The following is a 16,670-nucleotide window of genomic DNA, read 5'->3' on the forward strand; positions in this document are numbered from 1 at the left end:
CTGGTGGGTCTTAGACAATTCCTCTATAGCCGGGTCCGGAACAGAATGCGCTCACCAACCAACGTGGGAGACTGTGATGAGCAAGGTTCTGGTATTGGGTGCAACCGGTGGCATTGGTGGCGAGGTCGCGCAGCAACTGGCGGCGGCGGGTTGGGACGTGCTTGCGTTGACCCGGGATGTCGACAAGGCCCGCCGGCGAAACCCAGGCCTCACTTGGCTCAAGGGCGACGCACTCGATCGGCAGCAAGTACTGGCGGCAGCGCGTGGTTGCGAGGTGATCGTCCATGCGGTCAACCCGCCGGGCTATCGCAATTGGGCCGGGCTGGTACTGCCGATGATCGACAACACCATCGCGGCGGCGATTGCCGAGGGTGCGACCATCGTGTTGCCGGGCACGGTGTATAACTTCGGGCCGGATGCGTTTGCGCTGCCGCATGAGGATGCGCCCCAGCACCCGCAGACGCGCAAAGGGGCGATCCGTGTGCAACTGGAGCAACGCTTGCTCGACGCCTCCCGCCAGGGGGCGCGGGTCTTGATCGTACGCGCCGGGGATTTTTTCGGCGCCCGTGCGTCCAATAACTGGTTTTCCATGGGGCTGATCAAACCCGGAAAACCGGTCGCCAAAGTGAGTTATCCGGGCGCGCGTGGCGTGATGCATCAGTGGGCCTATTTGCCGGACGTGGCGCGCACGATGCTCGAGTTGCTTGAGCGCCGTGCCACCCTTGAGGCGTTCGCCCGTTTTCACATGGAGGGTTTCGTCGATGCCGATGGCACACAGATGAGCGAGGCCATCCAGCGCGTGGTTTTGCGCAGGACGGGTCAGCAACCCCGCGTAGGCCGGTTCCCTTGGTGGCTGTTGAAGGTGGCGGCGCCCTTTGTCGTCACTTTCCGTGAGATGCAGGAGATGCGTTACCTCTGGCGCACCCCGTTGCGCATGGGCAATGAACGCCTGGTCGCGGTGTTGGGCAGGGAACCTCATACGCCGCTGGACCAGGCGGTGGAGGCCACATTGGACGGTTTGGGCTGCCTGTCTGAGCCCGCCTGATCAAGCGCATCTACACCGCGAGGTTGAACAGCTCCACTGCCGTTCCCTGCGCCGTTGCAGTGCGGGCGGTCATGGCAAAGGGTTGCCTGCCGACAAGCGTGGCCGTTATTGTGCTGAATCCTTTTAGTCCTTCCTCCAGGTTCTGTTGTGATGAATGCACCGCTTAGCGCTGTCGGTCCGATCAAGGCCGTGATATTCGATATGGACGGGTTGTTGCTGGACACTGAGGGCATCTACACCGAAGTGACGCAGATCATCGCCGAACGCTACGGCCGAACCTATGACTGGGGTATCAAGCAGCACATCATTGGCCGCGGCGCCCAGGACCTGGCCGATTATGTGGTCAAGGCGCTGGACCTGCCGATCACACCGGCGCAGTTCCTGACCATCCGTGAACCGCTGATGAGCGAGCGTTTCCCCAAAGCTTTGGGCATGCCCGGTGCGGAAGCGCTGGTGCGGCATTTGAAAGCACACCATATTCCGATTGCCGTGGGCACCAGTTCGTCGCGTAATTCGTTTGGCCACAAGACCACGCTGCACCGCGAGTGGTTTGCTCTGTTCGACACCATCGTCACGGCCGATGACCCGGAAGTCGGCGCCGCCAAACCGGCTCCCGACATCTTCCTCACCGCCGCCCGCCGCCTGGGCGTCGCGCCCGAGGATTGCCTGGTATTCGAAGATTCGCCGTTCGGCGTTACCGCCGCGAAAGCCGCACATATGACCGCCATCGCCGTGCCGGATGAAGCCATGGCTGACAGCAAGTACCAGCATGCTGACCAGATCATTCGCAAACTTGCAGACTTCGATCTCGCCGCCTATGGCCTACCGCCGATGTCCTGAACAAACACGATCAAATAGTGTGAGAGGGGGCATGCCCTGATGCCAGTCAGTTAAGGATTAACGCGGTCATTGTGGGAGGGGGCTTGCTCCCGATGGCGGTGGTTCAGTCACCAGATACAGTGACTGACACATCGCCATCGGGAGCAAGCCCCCTCCCACAGTGGTTTAAGCGCTGAAACCACCATCGATAGTCAGACTGGCGCCTGTGATATAGCCGGCTTCCGGCCCGGCAAGATAAGCGACAAAGCTGGCAATCTCTTCCACATGCCCATACCGACCCACCGCCATCAACCCGATCAGGCTTTCTGCAAAATCACTGTTCGCCGGGTTCATGTCGGTGTCCACCGGCCCAGGCTGCACGTTGTTGACGGTGATGCCACGCGGCCCCAGGTCCCGTGCCAGCCCTTTGGTCAGCCCCACCAACGCTGATTTGCTCATGGCATACGGCCCGCCACCGCCAAACGGCATGCGCTCGGCGTTGGTGCTGCCGATGTTGATCACGCGGCCACCGTCTTTCATGTGTTTGGCGGCTGCCTGAGTGGCGATAAACACGCTGCGCACGTTGATCGCCAGGGTCTGGTCGAAATCTTCCAGCTTGAACTCTTCCAGCGGCCCGATGGCCAGCACGCCGGCGTTGTTCACCAGGATGTCCAGGCCGCCGAACGCTGCGACGGTGGTGTCGACCGCCTGGCGTATCGCCGTGGCATCGGCGCTGTCGGCATGAATCGCCAAGGCCTTGCCGCCTTCGCTGATCACGCTGTTCTGCAATGCTTGCGCCTTGTCAGCCGAGCTGACGTAGGTAAAGGCAACGGCTGCACCTTGCGCGGCGAGGCGCTTGACGATGGCGGCGCCGATGCCGCGGGAACCGCCTTGGATCAAGGCAACTTTGCCGCTGAGGTTTTGTGTGGTCATGTCGATCTCCGAGCTGTTCAAGGCGGAATGCCTTGTGGTTGGAAGCGAGTATCGGCCTGGGCCATCGCGCCCGGTAGACCGTGATTGCTATAGTCTGTGTAAACCAAAAGTTTAGAGTGGGGCGATATGGAGAGCTTTGGCGGTATCGAATGCTTTGTGCGCAGCGCTGAAGGCGGCAGTTTTGCCGAAGCCGCCCGACATCTGAGCCTGACCCCGGCGGCGGTGGGCAAAAGTGTTGCCAAGCTGGAAGCGCGCCTGGGTGTGCGCTTGTTCCAGCGCAGCACCCGGCGCCTGACCTTGACCGAAGCCGGCCAGCTGTTTCTCGAAGAAGTCGGCGCCAGCCTCACCACTATTCAAAATGCCGTGGCCAACCTGGCCAGTGCGCAGGGGCGCCCGGTGGGCACGCTCAAGGTCAGCATGGGCACGGTGTTCGGTAATCGGTACGTGGTGCCGTTGCTGGGCAAGTTCATGCAGCGCTTTCCGGATATCAGGCCGGACTGGCATTTTGATAACCGCCAAGTCGATCTGATCGGCCAGGGTTTTGACGCGGCGATCGGCGGTGGATTCGAATTGCCCCAAGGGGTGGTCGCACGCAAGCTCACGCCGGCCCATCGGGTGCTGGTGGCGGCGCCGGCCTACCTCGCACAGTGCCCGCCCGTTTTGCATCCCGAAGATCTGGCGAGTTGCAGCGGCATCTTGATCCGTTCGCCGCAGACTGGCCGCGTACGCTCTTGGCAACTCACCAGTCGGGAGCGCGAGCACCGCCCGCTGGTGCTCAAGCCCGGCATGACCATGAGCGACTCCGAGGCGGCGTGCTGCGCCAGTGCCCAAGGTTTAGGCATTGCGCTGGTGAGCATGCCGATGGCAGTGCCGTTCCTCGACAGCGGTGAGGTGGTGCGGGTACTGCCTGATTGGTACGTCGACGACGGCAACATTTCACTCTATTACGCCGAACACAAACTGCTGCCCGGCAAGACCCGGGTATTTGTGGATTTCATCATCGAGCAGTTTGCCGAGCAGGGGCTGGGGCAAAGGTTCAGCGCAGTCTGAATGTGGGGCTTGCTCCCGATGGATTGCGCAGCAGGCCCAGCCCTTTCAAACCCTAAGCAGGGGCCGCTTCGCGGCCCATCGGGAGCAAGCCCCCCTACAGTGACAGCGTTAAGCCTCCACTGACGGGCATCAGGACCGGCCCGGCCAGCCAATCACTTTCTTCGGTCGTGGCGTTGCGTAGGTGCGGATCTTCGACGTCGACAAACCCAGGCGCACCAGCGACTCGGCAATGGTCACCGCCGCTGTCACGCCATCCACCACCGGTACGCCCGTGCGCCGGCGAATCTGTTCGTCCAGCCCGGCCATGCCGCCGCAACCCAGGCAGATCACCTCGGCCTTGTCCTCACTGATGGCCAGTTCCGATTGACGCACGATGGCCTCCATCGCGGCCAACGGGTTTTCTTCCAGCTCCAATACCGCCATGCCACTGGCTCGCACCGAGGCGCAACGCTGGTACAAGCCTGCGAGTTTCAGGCGGTCTTCGATCAGCGGCACGGTGCGGTCCAGGGTGGTCACCACTGAATAGGCGTGGCCCAGGAACATCGCAGTGCTGGCCGCCGCTTCGGTGATGTCCACCACCGGCACATTCAGCAACTCCTGCAAGCCTTCACGGCCGTGCTCGCCGTAACCGGCCTGAATCACCGCATCGAACGGCTGGTCGTAGGCCATCACCCGATCCATCACGGCAATGGCCGCCAGGTAACTTTCAAAATTGCCTTCTACCGATTCTGCGCCGAAGTAGGGGGTGAGCCCGACGATCTCGGTGCCGGGCGAAGCCACGGCCCGCGCCTGTTGGGCGATGGTGTCGGTGATGGATTCGGTGGTGTTGACGTTGACCACGAGGATACGCATGGAGTGTCCTTGATTAGTGACTGACGTTATCGACTGCAATGCTTTCGCCGCTGACATCGGCGTAGAACGCTTGGCGCTTGGCGATCAGCCGGTACAGCAACCCTGCAATACCGGCGCCAAACAACCAGGAAAACGGCGCGACACTGGCGAAACCAGGCAACAGCGCCAGCAGAATCGCGATCACCGCCGCAGGCACAAACGCCGCCACTGCGCGCAAATTGACCCCGTGGCTGTAGTAATAAGCACCGTTGGGATCTTCGCTGTACAGCTGCAGCACATCCACCCGGCTTTTACGGATCAGCCAGTAATCGACCATGATCACCCCGTACAACGGCCCCAGCAGCGCACCCAGGCCGGAGAGGAAATACACAATCACCAGCGGGCTGTTGTAGAGGTTCCACGGCAAGATCAGCACCGCCACGGTGGCGCTGATCAACCCGGCGCGACGGAAGTTCAGGTACTTGGGCGCCAGGTTGCTCAGCACGAAGGCCGGTGCCACGAAGTTGGCCATGATGTTCACCGCCACAGTGACGATCAGGAAAGCCAGGCAGCCCAGCACCAGGAAGAAGGTATTGGGGATGGCGGCGATGATTTCGGTGGGGCTTTCGATCACGCGGCCATTGAGTTGGAATTGGCCGCCGCACAGCAGCACGGTGATCGCCGCGAATACCAGGATGTTCACCGGCAAGCCCCAGAAGTTGCCCACCAGGATGGTCTTGCGGCACGGTGAAGAGCGGGCGAAGTCGCAGAAATTAAGGATCAGCGTGCCATAGATGGACAGCCACAACGCGCCGCCGGCAAAGATATTGCGCCACATCTCGCCGCCGCTCAGCGGCTCGCGGATCGACCAGGCGATATCACCTGCGGTCTGGAAATACATCCAACCGGCCAATGAGGCAACGGTCACCAGGATCACCGGCCCGGCGAAGGCTTCGTAGCGACGTACCATTTCCATGCCATACGCCAGGATCGCCAACTGCACGAACCAGATCGTCACGAAACACACCCAGCCCAGGGTGGACAAGCCGAGGATCGAGTTGTGGTCATAGTCGGCAAAGCCTGGATGAATCGCCGACAGCAACACGCGGAAGACCACCGACGCCAGGTAGGTCTGGATACCGAACCAGGCAATCGCAATGACGGCGCGAATCAGCGCGGGGATCTGTGCGCCATGGATACCGAAGCTGATACGGCTGATCACCGGAAACGGCACACCGGTCTTCTGCCCCATAAACCCTGACAAGTTCATGAAGAAGTACACCAGCGCCGCGCCGATACCCAGGGATAACAGGATCTGCCAGCCGCCGAGCCCCAGCGCATACAGGCCGATGGCGAATGAATAGTTGGCGATGTTGTGCACATCGTTGGTCCACAGCGCAAAAATGCTGTAGCGCCCCCAGCGTCGGCCTTCGCGCTTGGTGGGTGCCAGGTCTTGGTTGTGCAGGCGCGGGCTGAGCACCAGGGGGCCAGGGCTTGTAGCCTCGGGTTTCAGGGCGGAGGAGGGCAGATCCAGTGCGATGTTATTCGAAAGACTTGTACGCATTCCGGCAGGCTCCAGCGCATCTGCGAGCGAGCCGCGGATGGCAAAGTGTATGTATGATTTGTATTTATTGTATACAAAACCTATTTCACCTTAAGCCACATGCGTGCCAGTTTTCGATCTATTAAACGGCCGTCTAATTTCGTTTTTATATGTATTTTTGATAACTATCTGAATTTTAATGGATATAAATTGACCATTTGAACAGGTATTTATTTTTGAAGGCAGGAGGAAGCTGATTCAGATCGACATAATGCATAGGAGTGGGTGTTACGTTTTGGTGCTTCGATGAAAAATATGCACACATAAATGGCACCGATCGTTACATCTGTGTGTACATTTTCATGAATAGCACAAAACAAATGTGGGAGGGGGCTTGCTCCCGATAGCGGTGTGTCAGTAACCAGCAATCTGGCTGAACCACCGCTATCGGGAGCAAGCCCCCTCCCACAGTCTTTTTTACAGCATCAGCTTCATGCCTTGCTGATGATATTCCCCGCATGCAGCCCGCATTCCTTCTGGGTTGCCTCCTCCCACCACCAGCGGCCTTCGCGCTCATGTTGGTTAGGCAGTACGGGGCGGGTGCAGGGCTCGCAGCCGATGCTGATGAAACCGCGCTCATGCAGGCTGTTGTACGGCAGCTCCAGCATGCGGATGTAACCCCAGACCTCCTCGCTGGTCATCTGCGCCAGCGGGTTGAACTTGTACAGGGTGCGCTCCGGTGTGGAAAACGCGCTATCGATTTCCAGCGCCGCCACCTGGCTGCGGGTGCCGGGGCTCTGGTCGCGACGCTGGCCGGTGGCCCAGGCGCTCACGCCGGCGAGTTTACGGCGCAGCGGCTCGATCTTGCGCACGCCGCAGCATTCGCCATGGCCGTCCTTGTAGAAGCTGAACAGGCCCTTTTCCTTGACGAAAGGTTCCAGCTTGCTCTGATCGGGCGAAATCAATTCGATGTCGATCTTGTAGAACTCGCGCACCTGCTCGATGAACCGGTAGGTCTCCGGGTGCAGGCGGCCCGTGTCGAGGCTGAAGACCTTGACGTTCTTGTTCAGCTTCCAAGCCATATCGACCAGCACCACATCCTCGGCACCGCTGAAGGAAATCCACAGGTCATCGCCGAACTGGCTGAACGCCAGCTTGAGAATATCCTGGGCGGATTTGTTGGCATAAGTCGCGGCGAGTTCGGCGACGTCGAAGGCTTGGTTCATCAGGACGGTTCCTACAGGTCAGTGGCGCTGAGCGCTCTATAGGGGAGTGATGGTATCAAATCCACCCTGCGTTGCGGCGACGGGCTTGAGTCGCTAGAGTTCGGCAGTCCTTGTACTCGCTCAACTTATAACAACCAACGGGAGTGTCTTGTGGAAATTGCCTGTCTTGACCTGGAAGGGGTGCTGGTTCCGGAAATCTGGATCGCCTTCGCCGAAAAAACCGGTATTGAATCCCTGCGGGCCACCACCCGCGACATTCCCGACTACGACGTGCTGATGCAGCAACGCCTGCGGATCCTCGACGAACACGGGCTCAAGCTCGCCGACATCCAGGCAGTGATCGCCACGCTCAAGCCCCTGGACGGCGCCATCGAGTTCGTCAACTGGCTGCGTGAGCGTTTCCAGGTGGTGATCCTGTCAGACACTTTCTACGAATTCTCCCAGCCGCTGATGCGCCAACTGGGGTTCCCGACCTTGCTGTGCCACCGCCTGATCACTGATGAAAATGACCGGGTAGTGAGCTACCAACTGCGCCAGAAAGACCCCAAGCGCCAGTCGGTACTGGCCTTCAAAAGCTTGTACTACCGCGTGATTGCCGCAGGTGACTCCTACAACGACACCAGCATGCTGGGCGAAGCGGACCGTGGGATTCTATTCCATGCGCCGCAAAACGTGATTCGTGAGTTCCCGCAGTTCCCGGCGGTGCATACGTTTGAGGATTTGAAGAAAGAATTTATCAAGGCGTCGAATCGGGCGTTGAGCCTGTAACGACACCCTCGATCAGGCGTCTGCCAGCAAACTCTCATAGGGAATGCGCAAGCCTTCATGCAGGCGTTTGATCATTGACAGGCTGAGCTTACGCTTGTGGTTCAGCACCTCAGACACCCGCCCACTGGTGCCGATAAAGGGCTCCAGGTCGCGGGCGGTCATGCCAAGTTGTTCCATGCGAAACCTGATGGCCTCCACTGGGTTGGAAGGCGGCATGGGATAATGTTCTGCCTCGTATTTTTCGACGAGTATTGCGAGGATTTCCAGCTCGTCTCCCGCCGGTGAGCCGTTTTCAGCTCCCCAGAGTTGTTCAATACGCGTAAGCGCAGCGGTCAGGTCTTCCTGAGAATGAATAGGTTTGATGTTCATCACACGGTCTCCGCGTTGATCTGGTCGTACTGCGCGTGGGTTCCTACGAAACGTATGAACCCCAGCTGACGCTGATAATCGATCGCCATGATCACTCGATACTTGTTGCCGCCCACGTTGAAAACAACCCTGCCACCTTTGAGAATACTCGCTGTTCTGAGCTCTGCTTTGAGTGCTTGGGGTGTCGGGTAAATGGCCTTCTCCATATGACGAAACAGTTCGACCAGTGGCGTTTTGGCATCGTTATACGCTGGGTGGCTTTCCCAGAATACCCGTAAGGTTGATAGAGCGATTATCCGCATCGCTGACACCTCCCAATTTGGGAGATGATAGGTGGGGTCAGGTTGGGATGCAATCTCGGAAATGATTTCTGGCGAGTGTTTAATCGCTTCATGTGATCCTTCACAGACGGCGGTTGGACGGTCAGAGCTGGACGCTAACCTGCAACTCGCACCCGGTCCACGGGTGTTCTGATTCAGATTTTTTCTTGCCGGGATCTTTTCTTTCGAGACGCTGGGTTGGCCGGGACGCTAAAGGTTTTCCAACGTTTGCAGCAACACCCGCACCTTCGTCAGCGATTCCTGATACTCCGCCTCCCACTCTGAATCAGCGACTATCCCGCCGCCGCCCCAGCAGCACACCTGCCCGTCCTTGACCAGCAGGCTGCGGATGGCGATGGAGCTGTCCATCTCGCCACGCACGTCCAGGTACATCAGTGAACCGCAGTACAAACCGCGCCGCGTCGGTTCCAGTTCGTCGATGATCTGCATGGCGCGGATCTTCGGAGCGCCGGTGATGGAGCCGCCGGGGAAGCTGCCGGCGATCAGGTCGAGGGCGTCTTTGTCGTCGGCCAGCACCCCTGTGACGCTGCTCACCAAATGGTGCACGTTGGGGTAGCTTTCCAGGCTGAACAACTCCGGTACTTTCACCGAGCCGATGCGGCAGGTGCGGCCGAGGTCGTTGCGCAACAGGTCGACGATCATCAGGTTTTCGGCACGGTCCTTGGGGCTGGCCAGCAACTCGGCGGCGTTGGCGGCGTCGTCTTCGGGCGTCAAGCCGCGGGGGCGTGTGCCTTTGATCGGGCGGGTTTCGACCCGGCGTTCGCTGATGTGCACAAAACGTTCGGGCGACAGGCTCAGTACCGCGCCATCGTCCGGCAGGCTCTGGAAACCGGAGAAGGGCGTCGGGCAGGCTTGGCGCAGCGCACAATAAGCAATCCACGGGTCGCCAGCGCAGGAGGCCCGGAAGCGCTGGGTGAAGTTGACTTGGTAGCAGTCGCCGGCCTGGATGTAATCCTGGATGCGCACGATGGCCTGCCGGTACGCCTCGGCGTTGAGGTCGGGCGCCATGGGCCCCTGCAGCGTGAAGGGCGCCCCTGGCTCGGCCACCGGTTGGCCGAACAGCGTGATCAAGCGTTGTTGCTCGCTGTCGGCCAATGTCGGATGGAATACAAGCTGGCTGGTTTGTGCCTGATGATCGCTGATCAACGCCCAGGCATACAGGCCGAAGCGCGCATCCGGCAGGTGCAAGTCATCCGCCGCAAGGTGCGGCATTGGCTCCAGGTGCCGACCAAAGTCATAGCTCAGGTAGCCGATCAGCCCGCCGGTAAAGGGCAGTTCATAACCGGCAGGCAGATCCGCCCGACCCAGTTGCGCAAGGTTTTCCCGCAAACGCTGCAGGAAACCGTCACCACGTTCGTCAGGTAATACCGTCAGCGTCGCTTGCGGCCAAGCGCTGAGCAGATCATAGCGCCCACGCTCGGCCGCAGGTCGGCCGCTGTCCAGCAGCACGGCCCCAGGCGCGTGGCGAATCGCCGCAAAATACTCGGCGGGGTTGGCCCGGTAGGGCAGTGGGTGTACGGAACAAGTCAGCATTTAGCCTTCAACCGGTGGGATATGCCCAAACATTTCCTGCACGATTTTCACCCGCTCCTGCGGGGTTTCCGTCACGCCGGCCGACTTCAATGCTTCCAGCCGCGCCTCTACCGCATGGGTGCGCTGGGTCAGGCCGCAGTCGTTGGCGATCTGGATATTCAGCCCTGGCCGGGCATTGAGCTCAAGGATCAGCGGGCCTTTTTCCTGGTCCAGCACCATGTCCACGCCGATATAACCCAGCCCGCACAACTCATAGCAGCTGGCGGCGAGTGTCATGAAACCGTCCCAGTAGGGCAGTTGCACACCGTCCACGGCATTGGTGGTATCGGGGTGTTTGGTGATGATGTTGTTCAGCCAGGTACCGCGCAGGGTCACGCCGGTCGCCAGGTCGACGCCGACGCCGATCGCGCCCTGGTGCAGGTTGGCCTTGCCGCTCGACTGGCGAGTGGGCAAGCGCAGCATGGCCATGACCGGGTAGCCCATCAGCACGATGATGCGGATATCCGGCACGCCTTCGTAGCTGATGCTTTTGAAGATCTGGTCGGGCACCACGCGGTATTCGATCAAGGCGCGATCGCGGTGGCCACCCAGGGAATACAGGCCGGTGAGGATGCTGGAAATCTGATGTTCGATTTCCTCATGGGTCAGCAACCTGCCGGATACCGTGCGATAGCGCCCTTCAAAGCGGTCGGCGACCACCAGGATGCCGTCACCGCCGGCGCCCTGGGCCGGCTTGATCACGAAGTCGCTGCGCCCATCGAGAATCTCGTCGAGCTTGTCGATTTCCTTTTCGGTGGAAATGATCCCGTACATTTCCGGCACATGGATGCCGGCGGCGATAGCGCGCTCCTTGGTGATGATCTTGTCATCCACAATCGGATACAGGCTGCGCTTGTTGTACTTGAGCACATAGTCGGCGTTACGCCGGTTGATGCCCATGATCCCCCGCGCCTCCAGGGCCTTCCAGGTTTTCCAGAAGCCGAACATTATGAATCAGCCTTGAGGAAGGCCTTGAAACGCACCAGTTCGGTCAGGCGGTAGCCGCGATAACGCCCCATGGCCAGCATGAAACCCACCAGAATCAACAGGATCGCCGGGAAGGTGAACACGAAGTAGATCAGTTCCGGCACGCTCATGATCAGGTGCGCCAGGGTTGCGGCGAACAGTGTGCCGATCGCCACTTTCAATGCATGGGTGGCGCCGCGCTCTTCCCAGGTGATCGACAGGCGTTCGATGGTCATGGTCAGAATCACCATCGGGAACAGCGCCACCGACAGCCCGCGTTCCAGCCCCAGTTTGTGACTGAACAGGCTGATGGCCGCGATCAGCACCACCACGAAGGTCAGCACCACCGACAGCCTGGGCAGCATCTGCAGTTTCAAGTGTTCCAGGTACGACCTGAGCGACAGGCCCAGCGCCGTGATGATCGTGAACAATACAATGCCGAAGCCCAACTGCGTCTCGCGGAACGCCAGCGCGATCAGCACCGGGGTAAAGGTGCCCAGGGTCTGCAGGCCGATCAGGTTGCGCAGGATAAGGATCACCAGTACGCCGATTGGGATCATCACCATGATCATGAAGGTCTGCTGGGTTTGCAGCGGCAGCCCGTACAGTGAGTATTCGAGGAAGTTGGCGTCGGTGTTCTCATCGGTCAGCTTGGCCAGGCGAATGGCGTTCATTTCGCTGTTGTTCAGGCTGAAGGTCACGGCGGCTTTCTTGCCACCCTCTACCGTGATCAGGTTTTCATCGCCGGTCCACCACAGCAGGCGGTCGGCCGGCAGGCCCTGTTCGCCGGTTTCCGGGTTGAAGTACAGCCAGTCATTGCCATTGAAACTGCGCAGCCACAGCTCCGGGGTCTGCGGTTGGTCGGCCACCAGGCGCAGGGTGTGCACCTTTTCGATCGGCACGTGGGCAATCGACAGCAGCAGCTCGACGATCTTGGCCTTGTGCGGTGTCGACGGGTCGCCGGCCAGCAGCAGCTTCACGTTATCGTCGTTGAGGTTGTTGGTGCGCTTGATGGCCTCGCCGATAAACGTCTCGACGTCGGCCGAGTGCTGGCGGATCGGCGCGAGCAAGGCTTCGGCGGCGATCTTTTCCGGGCCTTCCACGGCAATGCTGTCGCGGAAGGTCGGGCCCTTGACCTTGAGCTTTTCGCCGCTGTAGCGCTTGGTCAGCACCAGGCGGTAGTACAGGGTTTGCTTGCCCTTGGCCCGGCGTGCCGACCAGGTCACCTTGCGGTTGCCATCGGTACGGTTGACGCTCACCCCATAGTTGTTCGAGATGAAGCTTTCATTGAGGCTGACGAAGTCGCGGCTCAGCGGCGGCACAAACATCGAGATTTTGACCGGGTCCTTGGGGTTGGCGACGAACTCGACCTTGGCGTCGATGTTCCACAAGTCGTCAGTGGCGTCCTCGGTCACCGGGATACCCAACACGAAAATCTGGTAGGCGGTGACCGAAATACCCAGCACCACCAGAATGGTGATCAGGATTTTCAGGTGCAGGGTCAGAGAGCGCATTCGGTTTACTCGGCGGTATAAGCGTCGGCGGCGCAGGCAGGTTTGCCCGCTGCGTATTTGAGACTGGGGTCGACCAGCGCATCAAAGCGTTTCAACGCTTCGGAGCCGATCAGCAGCGGATATTGGAATGCGCTGCGGTCAGTCAAGTTCACTTCGATGCTGCGTATCGTGGTGCCCATGCAGACATCCAGGGCTATCACCGGGCGGGCGGTGTAGTGCTTGTCCTCATCGGGTGAGTAGTCACCGGCGCGGCGCTTGATCTTGCTGACGCGGGCCAGGGGCAGTTCGATGGGGTGGGAATGGGCGGTGTCGATAGCCAGGTAAAAGCGCACCCAGGACTCGCCATTGCGCTTGAAGCGCTTGATATCGCGGGCGCTGAGCGACGCGGTCTTGGCGCCGGTATCGAGTTTGGCCGCCACTTCCAGGTCGATCCCGGTCAGCTTGGCGTATTCATTCAGGCCATACACGGTCTTCTCGGCGCCAGCGCCAAGACCCGATACGCACATCAGGCAAATCAATAGAAGGAAGGGCTTGAGTCTCATAAATCCTGAGGCGGTGCCATGCGATGTTCAATTCAAGGCGACTGGCATTGCTGCGCAAACTCCCTCGTGCGCCGTTTCATCAGGAGATGTCAGGCGAAAGCGGCGGGCATTCTAACATGATGCTTTTGCGACGCCAGCGCTGGCAGGCGGCCATGCCCCTGGAAGGGGCGGCAGGGGTTATTAGACGATTGTCGACAATGTGTATTTATTCTTTGACTATCAGGGGCTGATTAGCTAGTTTTTGCGGCATTGCTTTTAAAGGTGTCGACAATATGCTGGATCAACTGGAAAGCCCAGTGATGGCGCAAGACGATTCCCAGACCATGTCCGAGAACGTCTTCCGGCGTATCCAGGCCGCCATCGTCAAGGGTGAGATCGCCCCGGGCAGCAAGATCTCCGAACCGGAACTGGCGCGCACCTATGGCATCAGTCGTGGCCCGCTGCGTGAGGCGATCCACCGCCTGGAAGGCCAGCGCCTGCTGGTGCGTGTGCCGCATGTCGGCGCCCGGGTGGTGTCCCTGAGCCATGCCGAGCTGATCGAACTCTATGAAATCCGCGAGTCCCTCGAGGGCATGGCCTGTCGCCTGGCCGCCGAGCGCATGACCGACGCCGAAATCGAGGAGTTGCGCCAGGTACTGCACACCCATGAACGCGACGAAGCCTTCCAGGCCGGCCTCGGTTATTACCAGCAGGAAGGCGACTTCGACTTTCATTACCGGATCATCCAGGGCGCCGGCAACCGCACCCTGACCCAAATGCTCTGCGGCGAGCTGTACCAGTTGGTGCGCATGTACCGCATCCAGTTCTCCGCGACGCCCAATCGTCCACGCCAGGCTTTTGCCGAGCATCACCGCATTCTTGACGCGATCGCCGATCGTGACGGTGAACTGGCGGAGTTGTTGATGCGCCGTCATATCGGTGCCTCCAAACGCAACATCGCCCGTCACTTTCCAGACACTACCCCCTAACGAGGTGAGTCATGAGTTCCACTAACAACAGCACTCCAGGCCAGCGTTTCCGTGACGCGGTCGCCAGCGAACAGCCTTTGCAGGTGGTCGGCGCGATCAACGCCAACCACGCCCTGCTGGCCAAGCGCGCCGGCTTCAAGGCGATCTACCTGTCAGGTGGCGGGGTGGCTGCCGGATCCCTGGGCGTACCGGACTTGGGGATTACCGGCCTGGATGACGTGCTGACCGACGTGCGCCGCATCACCGATGTGTGCGACTTGCCGCTGCTGGTGGACGTGGACACCGGTTTCGGGTCCTCGGCGTTCAACGTGGCGCGCACCGTCAAGTCGATGATCAAGTTCGGCGCGGCGGCCATCCATATCGAAGACCAGGTGGGCGCCAAGCGCTGCGGCCATCGTCCGAATAAAGAAATCGTGTCCCAGCAGGAAATGGTTGACCGCATCAAGGCCGCCGTGGACGCGCGCACCGACGACAGCTTCGTGATCATGGCGCGCACCGATGCGCTGGCGGTGGAAGGTCTGGAGTCCGCCCTGGAGCGTGCCGCCGCCTGCATCGAGGCCGGTGCCGACATGGTGTTCCCGGAAGCCATCACTGAGCTGGAGATGTACAAGCTGTTCGCCTCCCGTGTGAAGGCCCCGATCCTGGCTAACATTACCGAGTTCGGCGCGACGCCGTTTTACACCACCGAACAGTTGAAATCTGCCGATGTTTCCATCGTGCTGTACCCGCTCTCGGCCTTCCGCGCCATGAACAAGGCCGCCGAAAACGTCTACACCGCGATCCGTCGCGACGGTACCCAACAGAACGTGATCGACACCATGCAAACCCGCATGGAGCTTTACGATCGCATCGACTACCACACCTTCGAGCAGAAGCTCGACGCGTTGTTTGCCGCGAAAAAGTAAAGCGGCATGCCTCCCTAATAAATTCAAGATTGGAGAACGAACATGGCTGAAGCAAAAGTACTGAGTGGCGCCGGCCTGCGTGGCCAGGTCGCCGGGCAGACCGCACTGTCTACCGTGGGCCAGGCCGGTGCCGGCCTGACCTATCGCGGCTACGATGTGCGCGAGCTGGCCGCCGAGGCGCAGTTTGAAGAAGTCGCCTACCTGCTGCTGTACGGCGAGTTGCCGAGCAAAGCCGAATTGGCCGCCTACAGCGCCAAGTTGAGCAAGCTGCGTGACCTGCCGCAAGCCCTCAAGGAAGTGCTGGAGCGTATCCCCGCCGATGCCCATCCGATGGACGTGATGCGCACCGGTTGCTCGTTCCTGGGCAATATCGAGCCGGAGAAGGATTTCAGCGTGCAGCGCGACGTCACTGACCGCCTGCTCGCCGCTTTCCCGGCGATCATGTGCTACTGGTATCGCTTCAGCCACGACGGCCAACGCATCCACTGCGTAACGGACGAGCCGACCATCGGTGGTCACTTCCTGCACCTGTTGCACGGCAAGAAGCCCAGCGACCTGCACGTCAAAGTGATGAACGTGTCGCTGATCCTGTATGCAGAGCATGAGTTCAACGCGTCGACCTTCACTGCCCGCGTATGTGCGTCGACCCTGTCCGACCTGTATTCCTGCGTCACGGCGGCCATCGGTTCGTTGCGCGGCCCGCTGCACGGGGGGGCCAACGAAGCGGCGATGGAAATGATCGAGCGTTTTTCGTCCGCGCAGGATGCCGTCGAAGGCACCCTCGGCATGTTGGCGCGCAAGGACAAGATCATGGGCTTCGGCCACGCGATCTACAAAGACAGCGACCCGCGTAATGAAGTGATCAAGGGCTGGTCGAAAAAGCTGGCTGACGAAGTGGGCGACACCGTGTTGTTCCCGGTGTCCGAAGCCATCGACAAAACCATGTGGGAGCAGAAGAAGCTGTTTCCCAACGCCGACTTCTACCATGCCTCGGCCTACCACTTCATGGGGATCCCGACCAAGCTGTTCACCCCGATCTTCGTCTGCTCGCGCCTGACCGGCTGGGCCGCGCATGTGTTCGAGCAGCGTGCCAACAACCGCATCATCCGTCCAAGCGCCGAATACATAGGCGTCGAACAGCGCAAGTTCGTGCCAATCGAACGTCGCTGAATGGGAGATTGGCGGTCCTGAATGGGTAACCGGATCAAATGTGGGAGGGGGCTTGCTCCCGATAGCGGTGGGTCAGCTACAGATGTATCGACTGACAGTCCACCTTCG

17 protein-coding genes are annotated in these 16,670 nt (G+C 60.1%); 7 read left to right on the forward strand and 10 right to left on the reverse strand.

Translation table 11 applies throughout. From position 1 onward, the window contains the following. Positions 1–76: 76 nt before the first annotated feature. Entirely contained in the window at positions 77–1,045 is a 969-nt protein-coding gene (locus tag DK870_RS21050; RefSeq protein ID WP_161549584.1) for an NAD-dependent epimerase/dehydratase family protein, read from the forward strand. Positions 1,046–1,195: 150 nt separating this feature from the next. After that, positions 1,196–1,885 carry an HAD-IA family hydrolase gene (locus tag DK870_RS21055; protein WP_090369251.1) on the forward strand — a complete coding sequence of 230 codons (690 nt, stop codon included), beginning with the start codon at positions 1,196–1,198 and terminating at the stop codon, positions 1,883–1,885. A 165-nt stretch (positions 1,886–2,050) separates the two neighbouring features. Here the strand turns inward: DK870_RS21055 and DK870_RS21060 are convergent, their stop codons facing one another. After that, positions 2,051–2,797 (reverse strand): 3-oxoacyl-ACP reductase family protein, encoded by a 747-nt coding sequence (locus DK870_RS21060; protein ID WP_161549585.1) that lies wholly within the window; start codon positions 2,795–2,797, stop codon positions 2,051–2,053. Positions 2,798–2,923: 126 nt separating this feature from the next. On the opposite strand from DK870_RS21060, the gene DK870_RS21065 reads away from it, so the two are divergent. Then, positions 2,924–3,847 (forward strand): LysR family transcriptional regulator, encoded by a 924-nt coding sequence (locus DK870_RS21065; protein WP_161549586.1) that lies wholly within the window; start codon positions 2,924–2,926, stop codon positions 3,845–3,847. Between the two features lie 129 nt (positions 3,848–3,976). Here DK870_RS21065 and DK870_RS21070 read toward each other — a convergent pair whose 3' ends face one another. The 3 genes from DK870_RS21070 to DK870_RS21080 all read right to left on the reverse strand — a co-directional run bounded on the left by DK870_RS21070 (position 3,977) and on the right by DK870_RS21080 (position 7,447). Beyond that, the gene (locus tag DK870_RS21070) at positions 3,977–4,699 is read right to left on the reverse strand and encodes an aspartate/glutamate racemase family protein (RefSeq protein ID WP_060756248.1); all 723 of its coding nucleotides are present in this window, start codon (positions 4,697–4,699) and stop codon (positions 3,977–3,979) included. Positions 4,700–4,712: 13 nt separating this feature from the next. Next, positions 4,713–6,242: an NCS1 family nucleobase:cation symporter-1 gene (locus DK870_RS21075; RefSeq protein WP_161549587.1), complete on the reverse strand. Its 1,530-nt coding sequence runs from the start codon at positions 6,240–6,242 to the stop codon at positions 4,713–4,715. Positions 6,243–6,712: 470 nt separating this feature from the next. After that, complete coding sequence (locus tag DK870_RS21080; protein WP_090369257.1) at positions 6,713–7,447, reverse strand: phosphoadenylyl-sulfate reductase; 735 nt, start codon at positions 7,445–7,447, stop codon at positions 6,713–6,715. Positions 7,448–7,597: 150 nt separating this feature from the next. On the opposite strand from DK870_RS21080, the gene thrH reads away from it, so the two are divergent. After that, positions 7,598–8,215, forward strand: a complete 618-nt coding sequence (gene thrH, locus DK870_RS21085; RefSeq protein WP_090369259.1) for a bifunctional phosphoserine phosphatase/homoserine phosphotransferase ThrH — start codon at positions 7,598–7,600, stop codon at positions 8,213–8,215. Positions 8,216–8,227: 12 nt separating this feature from the next. Here thrH and DK870_RS21090 read toward each other — a convergent pair whose 3' ends face one another. From DK870_RS21090 to DK870_RS21115, 6 genes are all read right to left on the reverse strand, one after another. After that, positions 8,228–8,584, reverse strand: a complete 357-nt coding sequence (locus DK870_RS21090) for a type II toxin-antitoxin system HigA family antitoxin (protein WP_104994525.1) — start codon at positions 8,582–8,584, stop codon at positions 8,228–8,230. Beyond that, positions 8,584–8,886: a type II toxin-antitoxin system HigB family toxin gene (locus DK870_RS21095; RefSeq protein WP_104994524.1), complete on the reverse strand. Its 303-nt coding sequence runs from the start codon at positions 8,884–8,886 to the stop codon at positions 8,584–8,586. Before DK870_RS21095 ends, DK870_RS21090 begins: the two co-directional genes overlap by 1 nt. A gap of 228 nt (positions 8,887–9,114) precedes the next feature. Continuing rightward, positions 9,115–10,458: an aminodeoxychorismate synthase component I gene (gene pabB / locus DK870_RS21100; protein WP_161549588.1), complete on the reverse strand. Its 1,344-nt coding sequence runs from the start codon at positions 10,456–10,458 to the stop codon at positions 9,115–9,117. Continuing rightward, positions 10,459–11,445: an alpha-L-glutamate ligase-like protein gene (locus DK870_RS21105; protein WP_161549589.1), complete on the reverse strand. Its 987-nt coding sequence runs from the start codon at positions 11,443–11,445 to the stop codon at positions 10,459–10,461. It abuts the gene before it with no gap. Further along, complete coding sequence (locus DK870_RS21110) at positions 11,445–12,977, reverse strand: inactive transglutaminase family protein (RefSeq protein ID WP_060756242.1); 1,533 nt, start codon at positions 12,975–12,977, stop codon at positions 11,445–11,447. The genes DK870_RS21105 and DK870_RS21110 overlap by 1 nt, the downstream gene beginning before the upstream one ends. A gap of 5 nt (positions 12,978–12,982) precedes the next feature. Next, positions 12,983–13,519, reverse strand: coding sequence for an ATP-dependent zinc protease (locus tag DK870_RS21115; protein ID WP_090369269.1), 537 nt, complete (start codon positions 13,517–13,519; stop codon positions 12,983–12,985). A 272-nt stretch (positions 13,520–13,791) separates the two neighbouring features. Here DK870_RS21115 and DK870_RS21120 point away from each other — a divergent pair, with 272 nt between their 5' ends. From DK870_RS21120 to prpC, 3 genes are read left to right on the forward strand one after another with little or no spacing between them, the layout of a single operon-like run. Then, the gene (locus DK870_RS21120) at positions 13,792–14,487 is read left to right on the forward strand and encodes a GntR family transcriptional regulator (protein ID WP_060756240.1); all 696 of its coding nucleotides are present in this window, start codon (positions 13,792–13,794) and stop codon (positions 14,485–14,487) included. 11 nt (positions 14,488–14,498) lie between these two features. Beyond that, positions 14,499–15,392: a methylisocitrate lyase gene (gene prpB, locus DK870_RS21125; protein WP_161549590.1), complete on the forward strand. Its 894-nt coding sequence runs from the start codon at positions 14,499–14,501 to the stop codon at positions 15,390–15,392. Positions 15,393–15,434: 42 nt separating this feature from the next. Next, positions 15,435–16,562 carry a 2-methylcitrate synthase gene (prpC, locus tag DK870_RS21130; RefSeq protein ID WP_161549591.1) on the forward strand — a complete coding sequence of 376 codons (1,128 nt, stop codon included), beginning with the start codon at positions 15,435–15,437 and terminating at the stop codon, positions 16,560–16,562. Positions 16,563–16,670: the final 108 nt, after the last annotated feature.

This window comes from Pseudomonas sp. Q1 (assembly GCF_009935975.1).
GTDB classification, from domain to species: Bacteria; Pseudomonadota; Gammaproteobacteria; order Pseudomonadales; family Pseudomonadaceae; genus Aquipseudomonas; species Aquipseudomonas palleroniana.

What these genes read in the sequence shown, in the direction of transcription:
- prpC (WP_161549591.1), top strand. Translation starts at nt 15,435, where the DNA reads ATGGCTGAAGCAAAAGTACTGAGTGGCGCCGGCCTGCGTGGCCAGGTC.
- DK870_RS21095 (WP_104994524.1), bottom strand. Translation starts at nt 8,886, where the DNA reads ATGCGGATAATCGCTCTATCAACCTTACGGGTATTCTGGGAAAGCCAC.
- prpB (WP_161549590.1), top strand. Translation starts at nt 14,499, where the DNA reads ATGAGTTCCACTAACAACAGCACTCCAGGCCAGCGTTTCCGTGACGCG.
- DK870_RS21080 (WP_090369257.1), bottom strand. Translation starts at nt 7,447, where the DNA reads ATGAACCAAGCCTTCGACGTCGCCGAACTCGCCGCGACTTATGCCAAC.
- DK870_RS21060 (WP_161549585.1), bottom strand. Translation starts at nt 2,797, where the DNA reads ATGACCACACAAAACCTCAGCGGCAAAGTTGCCTTGATCCAAGGCGGT.
- DK870_RS21090 (WP_104994525.1), bottom strand. Translation starts at nt 8,584, where the DNA reads ATGAACATCAAACCTATTCATTCTCAGGAAGACCTGACCGCTGCGCTT.
- DK870_RS21070 (WP_060756248.1), bottom strand. Translation starts at nt 4,699, where the DNA reads ATGCGTATCCTCGTGGTCAACGTCAACACCACCGAATCCATCACCGAC.
- DK870_RS21105 (WP_161549589.1), bottom strand. Translation starts at nt 11,445, where the DNA reads ATGTTCGGCTTCTGGAAAACCTGGAAGGCCCTGGAGGCGCGGGGGATC.
- pabB (WP_161549588.1), bottom strand. Translation starts at nt 10,458, where the DNA reads ATGCTGACTTGTTCCGTACACCCACTGCCCTACCGGGCCAACCCCGCC.
- DK870_RS21120 (WP_060756240.1), top strand. Translation starts at nt 13,792, where the DNA reads ATGCTGGATCAACTGGAAAGCCCAGTGATGGCGCAAGACGATTCCCAG.
- DK870_RS21115 (WP_090369269.1), bottom strand. Translation starts at nt 13,519, where the DNA reads ATGAGACTCAAGCCCTTCCTTCTATTGATTTGCCTGATGTGCGTATCG.
- DK870_RS21065 (WP_161549586.1), top strand. Translation starts at nt 2,924, where the DNA reads ATGGAGAGCTTTGGCGGTATCGAATGCTTTGTGCGCAGCGCTGAAGGC.
- DK870_RS21110 (WP_060756242.1), bottom strand. Translation starts at nt 12,977, where the DNA reads ATGCGCTCTCTGACCCTGCACCTGAAAATCCTGATCACCATTCTGGTG.
- DK870_RS21050 (WP_161549584.1), top strand. Translation starts at nt 77, where the DNA reads ATGAGCAAGGTTCTGGTATTGGGTGCAACCGGTGGCATTGGTGGCGAG.
- DK870_RS21055 (WP_090369251.1), top strand. Translation starts at nt 1,196, where the DNA reads ATGAATGCACCGCTTAGCGCTGTCGGTCCGATCAAGGCCGTGATATTC.
- DK870_RS21075 (WP_161549587.1), bottom strand. Translation starts at nt 6,242, where the DNA reads ATGCGTACAAGTCTTTCGAATAACATCGCACTGGATCTGCCCTCCTCC.